At 74.5% G+C, this 15,496-nt stretch carries 17 protein-coding genes; 8 read left to right on the forward strand and 9 right to left on the reverse strand.

Translation table 11 applies throughout. The features are described 5' to 3' along the window. Positions 1 to 34: 34 nt before the first annotated feature. On the forward strand, positions 35 to 1,762 hold the full coding sequence (locus tag ACFVQZ_RS06605) for an FG-GAP repeat domain-containing protein (RefSeq protein ID WP_383620120.1): 1,728 nt from the start codon (positions 35 to 37) through the stop codon (positions 1,760 to 1,762). 61 nt (positions 1,763 to 1,823) lie between these two features. On the opposite strand, the gene ACFVQZ_RS06610 is transcribed toward ACFVQZ_RS06605, so the two are convergent. Then, entirely contained in the window at positions 1,824 to 3,218 is a 1,395-nt protein-coding gene (locus tag ACFVQZ_RS06610; protein ID WP_383620122.1) for an NAD(P)/FAD-dependent oxidoreductase, read from the reverse strand. Positions 3,219 to 3,332: 114 nt separating this feature from the next. Between ACFVQZ_RS06610 and ACFVQZ_RS06615 the strand changes: the two genes are divergently transcribed. The 3 genes from ACFVQZ_RS06615 to ACFVQZ_RS06625 are packed head-to-tail and all read left to right on the forward strand — an operon-like array spanning position 3,333 to position 5,079. Further along, positions 3,333 to 4,220 carry an aminoglycoside phosphotransferase family protein gene (locus tag ACFVQZ_RS06615; RefSeq protein WP_030495576.1) on the forward strand — a complete coding sequence of 296 codons (888 nt, stop codon included), beginning with the start codon at positions 3,333 to 3,335 and terminating at the stop codon, positions 4,218 to 4,220. 4 nt (positions 4,221 to 4,224) lie between these two features. After that, a complete protein-coding gene (locus ACFVQZ_RS06620) occupies positions 4,225 to 4,707 on the forward strand; it encodes a GNAT family N-acetyltransferase (protein ID WP_030495577.1) in 483 nt (160 codons plus the stop codon). A 9-nt stretch (positions 4,708 to 4,716) separates the two neighbouring features. Further along, positions 4,717 to 5,079, forward strand: a complete 363-nt coding sequence (locus tag ACFVQZ_RS06625) for a hypothetical protein (protein ID WP_321192889.1) — start codon at positions 4,717 to 4,719, stop codon at positions 5,077 to 5,079. A 7-nt stretch (positions 5,080 to 5,086) separates the two neighbouring features. On the opposite strand, the gene ACFVQZ_RS06630 is transcribed toward ACFVQZ_RS06625, so the two are convergent. Beyond that, positions 5,087 to 6,085 (reverse strand): zinc-binding dehydrogenase, encoded by a 999-nt coding sequence (locus ACFVQZ_RS06630; protein WP_030495579.1) that lies wholly within the window; start codon positions 6,083 to 6,085, stop codon positions 5,087 to 5,089. Positions 6,086 to 6,211: 126 nt separating this feature from the next. Here ACFVQZ_RS06630 and ACFVQZ_RS06635 point away from each other — a divergent pair, with 126 nt between their 5' ends. Next, the gene (locus ACFVQZ_RS06635; protein ID WP_383620127.1) at positions 6,212 to 6,868 is read left to right on the forward strand and encodes a pentapeptide repeat-containing protein; all 657 of its coding nucleotides are present in this window, start codon (positions 6,212 to 6,214) and stop codon (positions 6,866 to 6,868) included. A 7-nt stretch (positions 6,869 to 6,875) separates the two neighbouring features. Here the strand turns inward: ACFVQZ_RS06635 and ACFVQZ_RS06640 are convergent, their stop codons facing one another. From ACFVQZ_RS06640 to ACFVQZ_RS06655, 4 genes are read right to left on the reverse strand one after another with little or no spacing between them, the layout of a single operon-like run. Next, on the reverse strand, positions 6,876 to 7,376 hold the full coding sequence (locus ACFVQZ_RS06640; protein ID WP_030495581.1) for a hypothetical protein: 501 nt from the start codon (positions 7,374 to 7,376) through the stop codon (positions 6,876 to 6,878). Between the two features lie 31 nt (positions 7,377 to 7,407). Beyond that, complete coding sequence (locus ACFVQZ_RS06645; RefSeq protein ID WP_383620129.1) at positions 7,408 to 8,613, reverse strand: FAD-dependent monooxygenase; 1,206 nt, start codon at positions 8,611 to 8,613, stop codon at positions 7,408 to 7,410. Between the two features lie 59 nt (positions 8,614 to 8,672). Further along, positions 8,673 to 9,293: a response regulator transcription factor gene (locus tag ACFVQZ_RS06650; RefSeq protein WP_030495583.1), complete on the reverse strand. Its 621-nt coding sequence runs from the start codon at positions 9,291 to 9,293 to the stop codon at positions 8,673 to 8,675. Further along, entirely contained in the window at positions 9,290 to 10,420 is a 1,131-nt protein-coding gene (locus ACFVQZ_RS06655) for a sensor histidine kinase (RefSeq protein WP_051787971.1), read from the reverse strand. Before ACFVQZ_RS06655 ends, ACFVQZ_RS06650 begins: the two co-directional genes overlap by 4 nt. Positions 10,421 to 10,870: 450 nt before the next feature. Between ACFVQZ_RS06655 and ACFVQZ_RS06660 the strand changes: the two genes are divergently transcribed. Both ACFVQZ_RS06660 and ACFVQZ_RS06665 read left to right on the forward strand, forming a co-directional pair. After that, entirely contained in the window at positions 10,871 to 11,413 is a 543-nt protein-coding gene (locus ACFVQZ_RS06660; protein ID WP_030495585.1) for a heme-binding protein, read from the forward strand. A gap of 115 nt (positions 11,414 to 11,528) precedes the next feature. Further along, positions 11,529 to 12,977 (forward strand): M1 family metallopeptidase, encoded by a 1,449-nt coding sequence (locus tag ACFVQZ_RS06665; RefSeq protein WP_383620133.1) that lies wholly within the window; start codon positions 11,529 to 11,531, stop codon positions 12,975 to 12,977. Here the strand turns inward: ACFVQZ_RS06665 and ACFVQZ_RS06670 are convergent. Both ACFVQZ_RS06670 and ACFVQZ_RS06675 read right to left on the reverse strand, forming a co-directional pair. After that, positions 12,974 to 13,513, reverse strand: coding sequence for a GNAT family N-acetyltransferase (locus ACFVQZ_RS06670; protein WP_383620136.1), 540 nt, complete (start codon positions 13,511 to 13,513; stop codon positions 12,974 to 12,976). The two genes, ACFVQZ_RS06665 and ACFVQZ_RS06670, sit on opposite strands and share 4 nt — an antisense overlap. Before the next feature lie 111 nt (positions 13,514 to 13,624). Beyond that, positions 13,625 to 14,200 (reverse strand): TerD family protein, encoded by a 576-nt coding sequence (locus ACFVQZ_RS06675; RefSeq protein WP_030495588.1) that lies wholly within the window; start codon positions 14,198 to 14,200, stop codon positions 13,625 to 13,627. Between the two features lie 115 nt (positions 14,201 to 14,315). Between ACFVQZ_RS06675 and arfB the strand changes: the two genes are divergently transcribed. After that, complete coding sequence (arfB, locus tag ACFVQZ_RS06680; protein ID WP_383620139.1) at positions 14,316 to 14,753, forward strand: alternative ribosome rescue aminoacyl-tRNA hydrolase ArfB; 438 nt, start codon at positions 14,316 to 14,318, stop codon at positions 14,751 to 14,753. Positions 14,754 to 14,767: 14 nt separating this feature from the next. Here arfB and ACFVQZ_RS06685 read toward each other — a convergent pair whose 3' ends face one another. Next, positions 14,768 to 15,331 (reverse strand): flavin reductase family protein, encoded by a 564-nt coding sequence (locus ACFVQZ_RS06685; protein WP_081959179.1) that lies wholly within the window; start codon positions 15,329 to 15,331, stop codon positions 14,768 to 14,770. Positions 15,332 to 15,496: the final 165 nt, after the last annotated feature.

Consider the following 15,496-nt stretch of genomic DNA (forward strand, 5'->3'; position numbering starts at 1 on the left):
CAGGGGGGGTGCCGTTGCGACGAAGGATGATCGCTTGCGCAAGACCATTGCTCTGGGGGGAACGGCCGCGCTGCTCGTGGCCGGGTTGGTGTCCGGGGGTTCCGCTTCCGCCGCCGACAGTTGGTATCCCGGGTTCGAGATCCGGGACCGGGTGATTCAGCCGGGTACGTGGCCGGCCGAGGTGAGTCCGACCGGGGTGTCGTACGACGGGCCGTTCTCCGGGACGCTCGTGTACGCCTTCAGCAAGGCGCCGCTGACCGACGCGGCGTGGACGCGGGGCGGTCTGCCCGCGGGGATGACGCTGCAGGCGGACGGCTGCGAGGCGCGGCCGGGGGTGACCGGGGTGTACACCTGCGCGGTCACGGACGAGAACTACTACCCGTACCTCGGCGTCGAGGCGTCGGCCGCGACCGCCGACAACACGACGCTGCACTACGGCTTCGTCTACGTGCCGGAGGGCGGGGACCTCGCCGCCGCCGTGAAGGAGGCGCAGACGGTCGACCTCTACGTGGAGGACCACCAGCGTGCCGCCCGTACCGTCACGGTGAAGACGGCGGAGCACGTCACGCAGAACACCGTCCAGCTGTCCACGCCGCCGGTGGCGCCCGGCACCACGGTGACGCACACCGCGAAGGTGCACGCGGTGGACAAGGGGCGGCTCGACATCGGCTTCGAGCCGGGCGAGGGCATGCGGCACTGGGAGGAGGGCGAGCTCCAGGTCGGCATCTCCAGCGTCCGGCAGGACTCCGGGACCACCGAGTGCGACCTGACCAGCGGGTACCTGTCGCCCGGCGGGGTGAGCTGCGAGATCGACCCCGGTACGGAGGGGCCGGTCGACGTCACCGTCACGTACACGGTGAAGGCGAGCCCGACCGCCGCGGCGTGGCGGATCGGCACGTACGCCATCTTCGAGGTGTACGACAGCGGCGTCGACAACCCGGAGGCCCGCAGCGAGTTCGCGGTGCAGAGCTCCCGGCCGGTGCCGACGCACCACGCGATGGTGTCCCGGGACAAGGGCGGGCTGCTGTACTGGCACCACGGCACCGGCAAGGCGTCCGCGCCGTTCCGGGAGTGGTCGGAGACGGTCGGGCGCGGGTGGGGCGTGTACAACGCCGTCACCAAGCTCGCGCCGATCACGACCGAGGCGGCCGGCGGCGGTGTCGTCGCGCGGGACACGTCCGGCGTGCTGTGGTCGTACCGGACCACCGGCAGCTCGTACGAGCCGCTGACCGCGCGGGTGCGGGTCGGTGGCGGCTGGGGGATCTACAACCAGCTCACCGGTGTCGGGGACGTCAGCGGTGACGGCCGGCCGGACATGATCGCGCGGGACACCTCGGGCGTGCTGTGGCTGTACAAGGGCACGACGAGCACGACCGCGCCGTTCGCGACCCGGGTGCGCATCGGCGGTGGCTGGGGCATCTACAACCAGTTCACCGGGGCCGGTGACCTCAACGGCGACGGGCGGGCCGACCTGATCGCCCGTGACACGTCCGGTGTGCTGTGGCTGTACCCGGCGACGGGCAAGGCCGACGTGCCGTACGGCACGCGGGTGCGGGTCGGGTCCGGCTGGCAGGGGTACTCGCTCGTGTCGTCCCCGGGCGACCTGACGGACGACGGGCGGGCCGACCTGGTCGCGCGGGACGGTTCCGGGAACGTGTACCTGTACAAGGGCACGGGCAGCGGTACGGCCCCGTACGCGGCGCGGGTGAAGATCTCGCTGGGCGAGGGTCCCGCCGTGACCTCGCTGAACGCGCTGCTCTGACGCGGCTGTGACGAAGGCCCCGGCCCCCGTGGGGGGGTCGGGGCCTTCGGCGTGCCGGGGGTCAGCGGCCGGCCACGCGGTTGGCCCAGCGCGCGACGCGGTCGGTGGTCGCGGCGTGGCCGGCGGTCTCGCGGCGGTCGGCGCCGCGGAAGGCGGCGTACATGCCCTGGACGCCGAGCCAGCGGAAGGGTTCCGGCTCCCACTTGCGGACCTTGTGGTTCACCCAGGGGAGGGTGGTGAGGTCGGTGGGGCCGGACTGGCCGGAGTCCTGCTGGATGAGGTCGCGCAGGGTGCGGGCGGCGAGGTTGGTGGTGGCGACGCCGGAGCCGACGTAGCCGCCGGCCCAGCCGATGCCGGTGGTGCGGTCGAGGGTGGCGGTGGCGCACCAGTCGCGGGGGACGCCGAGGACGCCGGACCAGGCGTGGTCGACGCGGACGCCCGCGAGCTGCGGGAAGAAGCGGATCAGCAGGTCGTGGAGGGCCCGGACGGTCTGGGGCTGGGTGCGGCCGTCGTTGTCGGTCTTCGAGCCGTAGCGGTACGGGACGCCCCGGCCGCCGAGGGCGATGCGGCCGTCGGCGGTGCGCTGGGCGTACATGTAGGCGTGGGCCATGTCGCCGAGGGTTTCGAGGCCGTTCCAGCCGACGGAGTCCCACTGGGCGTCGGTGAGCGGCTCCGTGGCGATCATGGAGGAGTTCATGGGGAGCCAGGTGCGGCGCTGGCCGGCGAGGGAGGCGGTGAAGCCCTCGGTGCAGCGCAGGACGTAGGGGGCGCGGACGGTGCCGTAGGGGGTGACGGCGTGCTTGGGCTTGATCTCGGTGACCGGGGTGGACTCGTGGATCGTGACGCCGAGGGCTTCGACGGCGGCGCGCAGGCCGGTGACGAGCTTGACGGGGTGGAGGCGGGCGCCGTGGGGGGTCCAGGAGGAGCCGACGGCGCCGGCGACGCGGATGCGGTCGGCGGTCTCGCGGGCGCCGTAGATCTCGCGGTCGGTCTCGCCGAAGGCGTGCTCGACGGCGTGGAACTCCTTGAGGCGGGTCAGCTGGGCGGGGGTGAGGGCGACTTCGAGGACGCCGCCGCGGTGCTGGTCGGCGTCGATCTTCTCGGCGTCGAGGACGTCGAGGACCTCGGTGACGGTGGCGTTCATGGCCTGCTGGAGGCGGACGGCGGCGTCGTGGCCGTGGAGTTTCGCGTAGCGGTCGCGGCCGGCGATGCCGTTGTAGAGCCAGCCGCCGTTGCGGCCGGAGGCGCCGTAGCCGCAGAAGCGGGCCTCCAGGACGACGATGTCGAGGAAGGGCACCGCCTTCTTGAGGTAGTAGGCGGTCCACAGGCCGGTGTAGCCGCCGCCGACGACGCAGACGTCGGCGGTGCGGTCGCCGGGGAGCGGTTCGCGGGGGTCCGGCAGTCCCTGCTGCGCGAACCAGAACGAGATGCCGCCGTTGACCGTGCTGGTGTTCATGTTGTCCCTCTTCCCGGTGCGTGGCGGGAGGGTACCGGGGGCGTCGGTCCCCTGGAAACGGGTGGTTCGGCGGCGGGCGGGCGCGGGGGCGCGCCGGGGTCGTAGGGTCGTGGGGTGATTCACGTACCGGAGGAACTGGCGAGGTCTCAGGAGCGGTACAACGGCGCGGCGGGGCGGGCGTTCGTCGCCGCGCTGCCGGGGCGGGCGGAGGAGTTCCTGGACCGGTGGGGGCTGCGGCTCGCGGGCGCCTCGATGCACGGGGTGGCGTCGCTGGTGCTGCCGGTGGAGCGGGCGGACGGGACGCCGGCGGCGCTGAAGCTCCAGCTGCTCGACGAGGAGAGCGAGGGGGAGCCGGCCGCGCTGCGCGCGTGGGGCGGCGACGGGGCGGTACGGCTTCTGGAGCACGATCCGGAGACGTGCACGATGCTGCTGGAACGGGCCGACGAGCGGCGGCACTTGTCGCGGCTGGGCGACGAGCGGGAGGCGGTGCGGGTCCTGGCCGGGCTGCTCGCCCGGCTGTCCGCGCTGCCCGCGCCGCCGGGGCTGCGGCGGCTGGACGCGATCGCCGCGCGGATGCTCGCCCGGGTGCCGGGCGTGGTGGCGCGGCTGGGCGCGGCGGACGCGGCGCTGCTGGCGGACTGCGCGGCGGCGGTCCGTGAGGTGGTGGGGGAGCCGGGGGACCGGCTGCTGCACTGGGACCTGCACTACGACAACGTGCTGGGCGCGGAGCGCGAGCCGTGGCTGGCGATCGACCCGAAGCCGCTGGCCGGGGATCCGGGCTTCGAGCTGCTGCCGGCGCTGACGGACCTGTGGAATCCGGATCCGGCGGAGATCCGGTGGCGGTTCGACCTGCTGACGGAGCGGCTGGGGCTCGACCGGGAGCGGGCGCTGGCGTGGACGCTGGGCCGGGTGCTGCAGAACGGGCTGTGGGAGGTGGAGGACGGCGCGCCGGCGCTGGACGCGGACCAGGTGGTCATCGCGCGGGCGCTGCTGGCACGCTGAGGGCATGATCCGTACCGCCACACCGGCCGACGTGCCCGTCATCCATGCCCTGATCCGTGACCTCGCGGAGTACGAGAAGGCCCTCGACGAGGTCCGGGCGACCCCCGGGCAGCTGCGCGAGGCGCTGTTCGGGGAGCGGCCGGCCGCCTTCGCGCACCTCGCGGAGACCGAGGACGGGAAGCCGGTCGGCTTCGCGCTCTGGTTCCTCAACTTCTCGACGTGGCGCGGGGTGCACGGCATCTACCTGGAGGACCTGTACGTGCGTCCGGAGGCGCGCGGCGGCGGTCACGGCAAGGCGCTGCTGACGGAGCTGGCGCGGATCTGCGTGGAGCGCGGCTACGAGCGGCTGGAGTGGTCGGTGCTGAAGTGGAACAAGCCGTCGATCGACTTCTACGAGTCGCTGGGCGCCCGCCCGCAGGAGGAGTGGTCGGTGTACCGGCTGACGGACGGGGCCCTGGCGGCGCTGGGCGCTCCGGCGACGGTGTAGGAAGTCCTCATGTGCAACGATCACGGCAATCACGGTGACGACATGGGCGTCGAGGCCCGGTTCCAGCGGATCACCGACTTCATCGAGGCGCGGCTGACCCCGCTGTTCGACCCGGCGAACGGCAGCGACCACGGTTTCGGGATGGACGACACCTCCCGCTCCCTGCGGGCCCTGCGGTACACGGTGCAGGCGGCCTCGCAGGTGGGCGGTCTGGTGGAGAAGCGGGAGACGGCGCCGGAGCTGCGCCAGGTGGTGGACCAGGCGCTGGAGCACAACTGGGACGTGCTGCGCTCCATCGCCCGGATGTGGGAGGACCACGAGGACTTCCGCAAGGAGTTCAAGGCGCACTCGTGGGACGTGCTCGGCGTCTGAGCCTGCGTCAGGGAATCAGGACCACCTTGCCCATCGTGCCCCGGGTCTCCAGGGCGCGGTGGGCTTTTGCCGCTTCGGCGAGGGGGAAGCGGTGGACGGCGGGGCGGAGGGTGCCGGCGGAGGCGGCGGCGAGGGCGGCGCGTTCGAGGTTCCGGACGTCGCCGCCGGCCTTCTGGATCATGACGGGGCCGAGGACGGAGCCGGAGGTGATGCCGCGCGCGGTGAGTTCGTCCTCGGTGAAGGTGAGGGGTTCGCCTTCGTGGATCCCGGTGCTGGACCAGCCGAAGACGAGGTGCTGTCCGCCCTTGCCGAGGAGGTCGACGGCGGCGCGGCCGGTGGCGCCGCCGACGGAGTCGAAGACGACGGTGGCGGTGCGGTCGCCGAGGAAGGCGCGGACGTCGGCGGGCCAGTCGGGGCGGGTGTAGTCGACGGCGAGGTCGGCGCCGTTGTCGCGGACGCGGGCGGTCTTGGCGGGGCCGCCGGCGAGGCCGACGACGGTGGCGCCGGCGTTCTTGGCGTACTGGACGAGGAGGGTGCCGATGCCGCCGGCGGCGGCGGGGACGATCGCGACCGAGTCGGGGCCGAGGTCGGTGAACTGGAGGATGCCGAGGGTGGTGCGGCCGGTGCCGATCATGGCGACGGCTTCGGCGTCGCCGAGGTGGTCGGGGAGGGCGTGGAGGCGGTCGGCGTCGGTGACGGCGCGTTCGGCGTAGCCGCCGGGGTTCATGCCGAGGTGGGCGACGACGCGCTTGCCGAGCCAGGAGGGGTCGGTGCCGTCGCCGAGGGCGTCGACGGTGCCGGCGACCTCGCGGCCGGGGACGGTGGGGAGCGCGGCGGGGGCGGGGAAGGGGCCGGGGTGGCCCTGGCGGAGGGCGGTGTCGAGGAGGTGGACGCCGGCGGCGGTGACCGCGATCCGGACCTGGCCGGGGCCGGGGACGGGGTCGGGCACCTCTTCGTAGGTGAGGTTCTCGGCGGGGCCGAAGGCGTGGAGGCGGACGGCGTGCATGACGGTTCCCCTGTCGTCGGTGGCGGTGCGTCTTGCGGAGGTGCTGTGCTGTGCGGCCCACCCTGCTACCTCGACCTTGGTTGAGGTCAAGGGCCGGTTGTCGGTGGCGTGCGCCACGATGGACGCATGAAGCGAACGACCAGGGCGCCCCGCCGGGTGGAGCTGCGGCTGCCGCCCCTGGAGCCGTACCAGGGCGGGCTGGAGCCCCACGGGGACTACGACGGCCTGGAGCTGGCCGGGCTCGATCTGGCGGGCGCGTCGGGGGAGGGCGCCCGCTTCCTGGACTGCGCGCTGCGCGCGTGCGCGCTCGACGAGGCGCGGCTGACGGGGGCGCGTCTCCTGGACTCCCGCCTGGAGGCCGTACGGGGCGTGGGCACCGACCTGTCGGAGGCGCAGCTGCGGGACGCGGAGGTGGTGGAGGCGCGGTTCGGGGGGACGCGGCTGCACGGCTCGGTGTGGGAGCGGGTGCTGGTGCGGGGCGGGAAGTGGGACTACCCGAACCTGCGGGGGGCGCGGCTGCGGGACGTCGTCTTCGAGGGGTGCGTGCTGGTGGAGCCGGACTTCGGCGGGGCGGTCCTGGAGCGGGTGTCGTTCGTGGACTGCGAGCTGGCCGGGGTGGACTTCTCGGGGGCGCGGCTGGCGGACGTGGACCTGCGCGGGGTGCGGCGGCTGGAGATCGCGCGCGGGGTGGAGTCGCTGGCGGGCGCGGTGGTCTCGACGGCGCAGCTGCTCGACCTGGCGCCGGTCCTCGCGGCGCGGCTGGGGGTGCGGGTGGAGGACTGAGAGGGGGCTAGCGGACGCGGGGGAAGCGGGCCTGGAGGTCCCAGACGGCCGGGTTGTCGGCCAGGCCCTCGTGCATGTCGGTGAGGTCGGCGATCAGGTCGTGGAGGAAGTCGCGGGCCTCGCGGCGGAGTTCGGCGTGCGCGAAGGTGAGGGGGCGTTCGTCGCCGGGCATCCAGTCCGCCTCGACGTCGACCCAGCCGAAGCGGCGCTCGAAGAGCATCCGGTCCGACGACTCGGTGAAGTCGAGTTCGGCGTACTGGGGGCGGGAGGCGCGGCTGCCGCGCGGGTCGCGGTCGAGCTGCTCGACGATGTCGCAGAGCGCCCACGCGAAGTCGAGGACCGGCACCCATCCCCAGGCTGTGGACAGCTCCCGGTCCTCCTTGGTGTCCGCGAGGTAGACGTCGCCGCAGAAGAGGTCGTGCCGCAGCGCGTGCACGTCCGCCCGCCGGTAGTCGGTCTGCGGGGGGTCGGGGAAGCGCCGGGAGAGGGAGTAGCCGATGTCGAGCACGCCCTGATGGTGTCACGGCCCCGCGGCGGTGTCAGACGCGGTGGACCGCCCGCGCCAGCCGCGGGCCCAGCCAGCGCTTGAGGCGGCGCAGCGGCTCCAGGCTGCCGGCGGCCCGGTCGAGCCGGTAGTAGAGCTGCGGGGGGACGTACGGCAGGAGGGGGGAGTGGCGCTGGCCGAGGAGCGCGAACATCTGCCCCGGCGGCAGGTCCATGTAGCGGGGCAGGTTCTCGTACCACTGGGCGCTGAGGCGGGCGGCGCTCTGCGCGGAGACGAGTTCGGCGCGGCGCCGCTTCCCGTAGAGACCAAGAGCGGTGTCGAGGTCGTCCGGGTGGGCGCGCAGGGCGGCGGCGAGCGCGAGGGCGTCCTCCAGGGCGAGGGTGGTGCCGGCACCGATCGAGTAGTGGGTGGTGTGGGCGGCGTCGCCGAGGAGGACGGTCCGGCCGTGGTGCCAGGCGCGGGTGGTGAGGGTGCGGAAGCGGAGCCACTGGGCGGGTTCGGCGCCCCGGTCGCGGCCGATGAGCTCGTGCCCGTCGAGGAGGTCGTGGAAGAGCTTCTCCAGCAGGGCCAGGCAGTCGGCCTCGGGCAGGGTGTCCAGGCCGAGGCCGGTCCAGGTGCCGGGGGCGCACTCGACGACGCAGGTGGAGCGCTCGCCGCTGAAGCCGTAGGCGTAGCACCAGATCCAGCCGTGCTCGGTCTCCTTGAAGGCGAAGCTGAAGGAGTCGAACACCTTGCTGGTGCCGAGCCAGATGTAGGGGTTGCGGCCGGTGGTGAAGGCGGCGCCGTACTGCTCGGCGTGCGCCTCCCGCAGCACGCTGTGGACGCCGTCGGCGGCGACGACGAGGTCCGCGCCGGCCAGTTCCGGCGCGTCCGGGCCGGCGACCGGGTGCTCGTACGCGATCTCGACGCCGAGCGCGGCGGCCCGGTCGGCGAGCAGGCCGAGCATCCGGCGGCGGCCGATGCCGAAGCCGGCGTCGCCGCGGTGCACGGTCCGCTCGTCGCGGACGATCGCCAGCCCGTCGGTCCAGGTCACCGACGCGTCGGCGACGGCGGCGGCGGACTCCGGGTCACCCGCCCGCAGCTTGTCGAGGAGCCCGGCCCAGTAGGTGACGCCCCAGCCGTAGGTGGAGCCGGCCGCGTTCCGCTCGTACACGGTGATCTCGTGCGCGGGGTCCTGGCGCTTCAGCAGGATCGAGAGGTACAGGCCGGCGGGCCCGCCACCGACGACGGCGATCTTCACGTGCGCTCTCCCACGGGGCGTGACGCTGTGTACGGGAACGACAGCGCACGGTAGCAGCCTCAGGGGAGCAGGCGCTGTTCCTTCGCGACGGCCACGGCGCCGGCCCGCGTGTCGACGCCGAGCTTGGCGTAGATCCGGCCGAGGTGGGTCTTCACGGTCGCCTCGCTGATGAAGAGCGCCCGGGCGATCTCCTTGTTGCCGAGGCCGTGCGCCAGCTGGCCGAGGATGTCCCGCTCCCGGTCGGTGAGCGACGGTCCCGCCGCGCCCCGCATCCGGTCCATGACCCGGCTCGCGACCGGCGGCGACAGCGCGGTGCGGCCCTGGGCGGCGGAGTGGATGGCGGCGAACAGCTCCTCGGGCCGCTCGGCCTTCAGCAGGTAGCCGGTGGCGCCCGCCTCGATGGCCCGGGTGATGTCGGCGTCGGTGTCGTACGTGGTGAGGACGAGGACGTGCACGCCGGTCGGCGCGATCCGGCGGGTCGCCTCCACCCCGTCGATGCCGGCACCGAGCTGGAGGTCCATCAGGACCACGTCCGGCTTCAGCTTCGCGGCCATCGCGACCGCCTCCTCGCCGCTGCCCGCCTCGCCGACGACCTCGATGTCGGGGGTGGAGCCCAGCAGGGCGAGCAGTCCGGCGCGGACCACGACGTGGTCGTCGCAGAGGAGGATGCGTACGGTCACGGGCGGGCCTCCACGGGGGGTGCGAGGGGGATGGCGGCGGAGAGCACCGTGCCCTCGCCGGGGGACGACTCCACCGTAAGCGTGCCGCCCAGCTGCTGGGCGCGGACCCGCATGGCCGGCAGGCCGTGGCCGCGGACGCCGGCGCCGTCCCGGCCCGCCGCCGGGTCGAAGCCGCTGCCGTCGTCGGCGACGTCCAGGACCACCTGGTCGTCCAGGTAGGTGAGGGTGAGCGCGGCGGAGGTGGCGGCGGCGTGCTCCCGGATGTTGGCCAGCGCGCCCTGCGCGATCCGCAGCAGCGCCGACTGCGCCCGGTCCGGCAGCGGCACCGGCGTGCCGTCGACCCGGAAGGCGGCCGACTCGCGGGACGCGAGCCCGCGCAGCGCCTGCTCCAGGCCGCCGCCCTCGGCGAGGTCGGCGGGGGCCAGGTCGTGGACGAAGCGGCGGGCCTCGGCGAGGTTCCGCTCGGCGATCGACTCGGCGGTCCGCACGTGCCGGCGGGCGGTGCCCGGGTCGCTGTCCCAGGTGCGGTCGGCGGCCTGCAGCAGCATCTGCTGGCTCGACAGGCCCTGCGCGAGGGTGTCGTGGATCTCCATGGACAGCCGCTGCCGCTCGGCGAGGGTGCCCTCGCGCCGCTCGATCGCGGCGAGTTCCCGGCGGGTGCGGATCAGGTCGTCGATGAGGGCGCGCTGGCGGGCCGCCTGCCGGTCGGCGTGGACGAAGACGCCGGTGGCGAGGGCGGCGACGGCCGGCGGGGCGACGATCAGGTTGGGGTCCCAGCCGCCGTGCGAGAGCTGCACCTGCGCGAAGACGACGAAGGCGGTGAGCAGGGCGACGAGGACGACGGACGCCTTGTGCGGCAGGGTCCGCAGGCCGGTGTAGAAGAGCGGGACCGCGCACCACGCGAAGCTGGGCGCGAGGACGACGAGCACCACCCACACGGCGACGACCGTGCACAGCCAGGCGATCCGGCGCGGTGTGGCGAGGGTGCCGAGGACCGGCCCGAGCACGTACAGCGCGGCGAGCGCGCCGCACAGTGCGATGATCCACGGGCTGCGGCCCTCCCAGTCGTGCCGCAGCAGGAACCGGGCCAGCGACGCCCCGAGCAGCAGGAAGAACACCACGTGCATGACGCGCGCGAGCCACCGCCCGTCGGGATCCTGCGCCCCGCGCGGACCGGCGCCGCCGTACGCGCCGGGGCCGGCCGGGGCGCCGGGGCCGTACGGGCCGGGGGCCGGGGCGCCGGTGCCGTACGGGCCGGCGGGGGCGGGCCGTCCGGGCACGGGGCCGCCGACGGGCGGGGCGGGGGTGGTGCGGCGGGCGCGCCGACCGGTCCGGTTCATCCGTCTCGCCTCCTCGCGCACGGCGCTGACCTGGGGGTACGTATCCATGCTGACCCGCGCGGACCACCCCGGCATAGCCGATCGGCTGACCCCCGCATCGTCCGGTGCGCGCCGGGACGGCAGCCGGACCGTGGACCGTACGGTGCCGGTGCCGGACCCAGGATGGATCTCGGAGCGGGGGAGACGCCCTCCTCCGCCGGACCGATCAGGTCCGCCACGACCTCCTCGGGAGCCACCATGAAGAAGAACCTCGTCCTCGGGGCCACCGCCGCCGCCGTCCTGGCCGCCGGCACCTTCGGCGCCGTCTCGGCGAACGCCTCCGCCCCGGCCGCCGCCCCCGCCGCCGTCGTCAAGGCCGACGCGGCCGGCGACCACCTGCGCCAGACCACGCACCTCACGGTCGACGCCGCCACCGACGCCGCCGAGGCCGTCCTGAAGGCCGCCGCCAAGGAGAACCAGCGCGTCTCGGTCGCCGTCGTGGACCGCAACGGCAACACGATCGTCACCCTGCGCGGCGACGGCGCCGGCCCGCAGTCCTACGAGTCGGCGATCCGCAAGGCGTACACCGCCGTGTCCTGGAACGCGCCGACCTCCGAGCTCGCCAAGCGCCTGGAGCAGGCCCCGAACCTGAAGGACATCCCGGGCACCCTGTTCCTCGGCGGCGGCGCCCCGGTCGCGGCCAATGGCGGCCCGATCGCCGGCATCGGCGTGGCGGGCGCCCCCTCCGGCGACCTGGACGAGAAGTTCGCCCGGGCCGGCGTCGCCGAGCTGGCGAAGTGACCCCGCTCCGGGCCCCCGGCCCGGAGCGACACCCCCCGAACCGGTGGGGGCGTTCGATTCCCCCCGACGGACGCCCCCACCGTCACCTTCTGTCCGGCTTGTCTAGGATCCGTACGTGACGTACGTGACGCGCGGGACGCGCGTGCTCCGGACCGGCCGGACCGGACGGTCCCCGAGGGCCGCCGCCCGCACGGCGGCGGCCCTCGTCGTGCTCGGCCTCCTCGCCGGCGGCTGCGTCCCGGCCGCCGGCGGCGGCGTACGGGGCACGCCGGGCGCGGCCGGGCTCAAGGACCCGTACTACCCCCGGCTGGGCAACGGGGGCTACGACGTCTCCCGCTACGCCCTCGACCTCGCCTACGACCCGGACGGCGGGCACCTCGACGGCACCGCGCGGATCACCGCCCGCGCCACCCAGGACCTGTCCGCCCTCAACCTCGACCTCTCCGGCCTCACCGTGGCCGGCGCCACCGTCGACGGCGAGCCCGCCGCCGTCAACCGGGCCGGCCACGAGCTGACCCTCCGCCCCCGCGACGAGCTGCGCGAGGGCGCCGAGTTCACGGTCACCGTCGACTACGCGGGCGTCCCGGAGCCGGTCACCGACCCCGACGGCTCCACCGAGGGCTGGCTGAGGACCCCCGACGGGGCCGTCGCCGTCGGCCAGCCCGCCGGCTCCATGTCCTGGTTCCCCGGCAACCACCACCCCTCCGACAAGGCGTCCTACGAGATCGCCCTGACCGCCCCCAGCCGCCTGACGGCCCTGTCCAACGGCGTCCGGGTCTCCTCCGGGCCCGTCTCCGGAGGCCGCACCCGCACGGTCTGGCGCCAGACCGAGCCGATGGCGTCCTACCTCGCCACCGTGATGATCGGCCGGTACGAGACCGGCACCGCCACCGCCCTCGGCGACGTGCCCGTCATCACCGCCGCCGAGCCGTCGCTGGCCTCCGCGACCGCCGCGCTCCGCGCCGAGATCCCCCGGATCCTCGCCCGCCAGCAGGACCGCTTCGGCCCCTACCCGTTCAGCGCCGCCGGGGCCGTCGTCACCCGCGACGGGCTGCTCGGCTACGCCCTGGAGACCCAGACCCGGCCCGTCTTCCCGGCCTCCTCCTTCGACCGCACGACCCTCGTCCACGAACTGGCCCACCAGTGGTACGGGAACTCCGTCACCCCCGAGAGCTGGCGGGACATCTGGCTCAACGAGGGCTTCGCCACCTACGCCGAGTGGCTGTACGCCGAGGAGCACGGCTCCGTGCCCGCCCGCGAGAGCTTCGCGTCGGCCTTCGCCGACGACGACAACTGGACCTTCCCGCCCGCCGACCCGCCCGCCGCCGAGAACCTGTTCGACCCGCCCGTCTACCGGCGCGGGGCGATGGTGCTGCACAAGGTGCGCGAGACCGTCGGCGACCGGGTCTTCGGCGAACTGCTGCGCGGCTGGGCCGCGAAGTACCGGCACGCCAACGCCTCTACCGAGGACTTCACCGCCTACGCGGAGTCGGTCGCGGGCCGGGACCTGGACGCGGTGTGGAAGGTCTGGCTGTACGGCGACGGCCGGCCCGAGCGGCCCTAGGCCGCCCCTTCCGGGGCGAGCGGCTTGCGGAGGACGACGCAGGGGCGGCCGTGGGCGAGGTCGGGGCGGCGGGCGGTCTCCTCGTAGCCGAGGGACGTCCAGAAGGCGAGGGCCTCCGGGTTGTTCTCCAGGACGGCGAGCTTGAGCCCCGTCCGGCCGGCGGCACGGAAGCGGTCCTCGACGCGGGCCGCCAGCCGGCGGCCGAAGCCCGCCCGGTGCTCGTCCGCATGGACCATCAGCAGGCCCAGCCACGGATCCGGGTCGGCCGGGTCGGGATGCTGCCCGAGGGTGACGGCGACGGCGACCAGCCGGCCCTCCGAACGGGCCAGCAGCACCTCGGACGAGGGCCGGGCCAGGTCGTCCGCGAGCGCGGCGGCGACCTGCTCGGGGCGGATCGCGTCCGGGTCCGGGAAGTCACCGCTGAGCTGCTGGAACTCGCGGTTCGACGCGTACAGCGCGGTGAGTTCGGTGAGCAGCGGCCCGGGCAGCGCGGCGCCGTCCTCCAGGGCCTTGGGCACAAGGGTCTCGACGATCACGCGGACAGGGTAGAGCCCCGGCGGTCCGGGACCGGCCGGGGCTCGGCGGCACCCACGGGCCGTGTCCGGGCCCGTGGGTGCCGAGGGGTGCTGCGGGTCGGGCGCCGACCGTCAGAGGTTCACGCCGAAGTCGCGGGCGATGCCCTCCAGGCCGGAGGCGTACCCCTGGCCGACCGCGCGGAACTTCCACTCGGCGCCGTGCCGGTACAGCTCGCCGAAGACCATCGCGGTCTCGGTGGCCGCGTCCTCGGAGAGGTCGTAGCGGGCGATCTCGGCGCCGCCGGCCTGGTTGATGATGCGGATGTACGCGTTGCGCACCTGGCCGAAGTTCTGCGCGCGGGAGACCGCGTCGTAGATGGAGACCGGGAAGACGATCTTGTCGACGTTCGCCGGGAGGCCCGCGAGGTTGACGTTGATCTGCTCGTCGTCGCCGCCGCCCTCGCCGGTGCGGTTGTCACCCGTGTGGACGATGGTCTGGTCCGGGGTGGACTTGTTGTTGAAGAAGACGAAGTGGGCGTCCGAGGCGACCCGGCCGGCGGCGTCGACACCGATGGCCGAGGCGTCCAGGTCGAAGTCGGTGCCGGTCGTCGTGCGGACGTCCCAGCCGAGGCCCACGGTGACGGCGGTCAGGCCCGGCGCCTCCTTGGTGAGGGAGACGTTGCCGCCCTTGGCGAGGCTCACTGCCATGGATGTCCCTTTCATCGTGACGCGCGTCGTCGTACGCCCGGAGAAACGCGGGGGAGCGCCCGGCGGTTCCCGGCCGGCGAAAACAGGGTGACGGCCCGGTCCCGCCGCGGGGAACATGGAGGGCATGTCAGGTCCGTATCAGATCCGCGGCTCCGTCTCGCTGCCCGAGGCCGAGCTCCAGTGGCGTTTCTCGCGCTCCTCGGGTCCCGGCGGCCAGCACGTCAACACCTCCGACTCGCGCGTCGAGCTGCGCTTCGACCTCGCCGCGACCGAGGCGCTGCCCGAGGTGTGGAAGGCCCGGGCCCTGGAACGGCTCGGCTCCCGGCTGGTCGACGGCGTGCTGACCGTACGGGCCTCGGAGCACCGCTCGCAGTGGCGCAACCGCGAGACGGCCGCCGTCCGCCTCGCCGCGCTCCTCGCCGAGGCGACCGCCCCGCCGCCCAAGCCCCGCAAGGCCACCCGCATCCCCCGCGGCATCAACGAACGCCGCCTGCGCGAGAAGAAGCAGCGCGCCGAGACGAAGCGGGGCCGGCAGGGCCGCGACTGGGGCTGAGCCCGCCGCGGCCGTCAGGCCAGGTGGCGGTAGCGGCCCCGGAAGTAGGTGAGGGGGCTGCCGTCGGGGGACGGCAGGGCGACCGAGAGGACACGGCCGATCACCAGGGTGTGGTCGCCCGCCACCACCCGGCTCTCCGTGCGGCACTCCAGGGTGGTGAGCGCCCCGCCGATCAGCGGGGCCCCGCTGACCTCGCCGCGGGTGTACGGCAGGTCGGCGAAGAGGAGCCGGTCCGAGACGCGGCCCTTCATCGCGAACCGCCCGGCCACGTGCCGCTGGCTCTCCGCCAGCACCGACACCGCCCAGACCGGGACCTCCTCCAGGAGGTCGTCCATGCGGGAGCCGTTGCGCAGGCTCACCAGGACCAGCGGCGGGTCCAGCGAGACCGACAGGAACGCGGTGGCGGTCATGCCGACGTCCTCGCCGCGCGGGCCGTCGTCGGGATCGTGCGCGGTCACCAGGACCACGCCGGCCGCGAGGCGGGACATCGCCGCCCGGAACTCGTCGTCGCTCACCCCCTCAGCATGAGGGATGGCGAGGTCCGTGACGGGCGGCGAGGGCGGGGTCTTCTGGAGCACACCGGCACGCTAGCCCCGGCCGCGCGCGGGCCGCATCGGCCCCGGGGACCAGTCCGGCGCCCGGCGCGGGTCCTAGGACCGCCGGCCCGGGGCACCCCGGCGCGCGCGGGTCACCCCCGACCCGCCGGATCACGCCATCCACGTGCTGTGACTTGAGTCACAGAG

It is taken from the genome of Streptomyces sp. NPDC057854 (assembly GCF_042797055.1).
Classification (GTDB): Bacteria; Actinomycetota; Actinomycetes; order Streptomycetales; family Streptomycetaceae; genus Streptomyces.

What these genes read in the sequence shown, in the direction of transcription:
- ACFVQZ_RS06620 (WP_030495577.1), top strand. Translation starts at nt 4,225, where the DNA reads ATGATCCGTACCGCCACACCGGCCGACGTGCCCGTCATCCATGCCCTG.
- ACFVQZ_RS06610 (WP_383620122.1), bottom strand. Translation starts at nt 3,218, where the DNA reads ATGAACACCAGCACGGTCAACGGCGGCATCTCGTTCTGGTTCGCGCAG.
- ACFVQZ_RS06630 (WP_030495579.1), bottom strand. Translation starts at nt 6,085, where the DNA reads ATGCACGCCGTCCGCCTCCACGCCTTCGGCCCCGCCGAGAACCTCACC.
- ACFVQZ_RS06625 (WP_321192889.1), top strand. Translation starts at nt 4,717, where the DNA reads ATGTGCAACGATCACGGCAATCACGGTGACGACATGGGCGTCGAGGCC.
- arfB (WP_383620139.1), top strand. Translation starts at nt 14,316, where the DNA reads ATGGAGGGCATGTCAGGTCCGTATCAGATCCGCGGCTCCGTCTCGCTG.
- ACFVQZ_RS06635 (WP_383620127.1), top strand. Translation starts at nt 6,212, where the DNA reads ATGAAGCGAACGACCAGGGCGCCCCGCCGGGTGGAGCTGCGGCTGCCG.
- ACFVQZ_RS06675 (WP_030495588.1), bottom strand. Translation starts at nt 14,200, where the DNA reads ATGGCAGTGAGCCTCGCCAAGGGCGGCAACGTCTCCCTCACCAAGGAG.
- ACFVQZ_RS06655 (WP_051787971.1), bottom strand. Translation starts at nt 10,420, where the DNA reads ATGCACGTGGTGTTCTTCCTGCTGCTCGGGGCGTCGCTGGCCCGGTTC.
- ACFVQZ_RS06660 (WP_030495585.1), top strand. Translation starts at nt 10,871, where the DNA reads ATGAAGAAGAACCTCGTCCTCGGGGCCACCGCCGCCGCCGTCCTGGCC.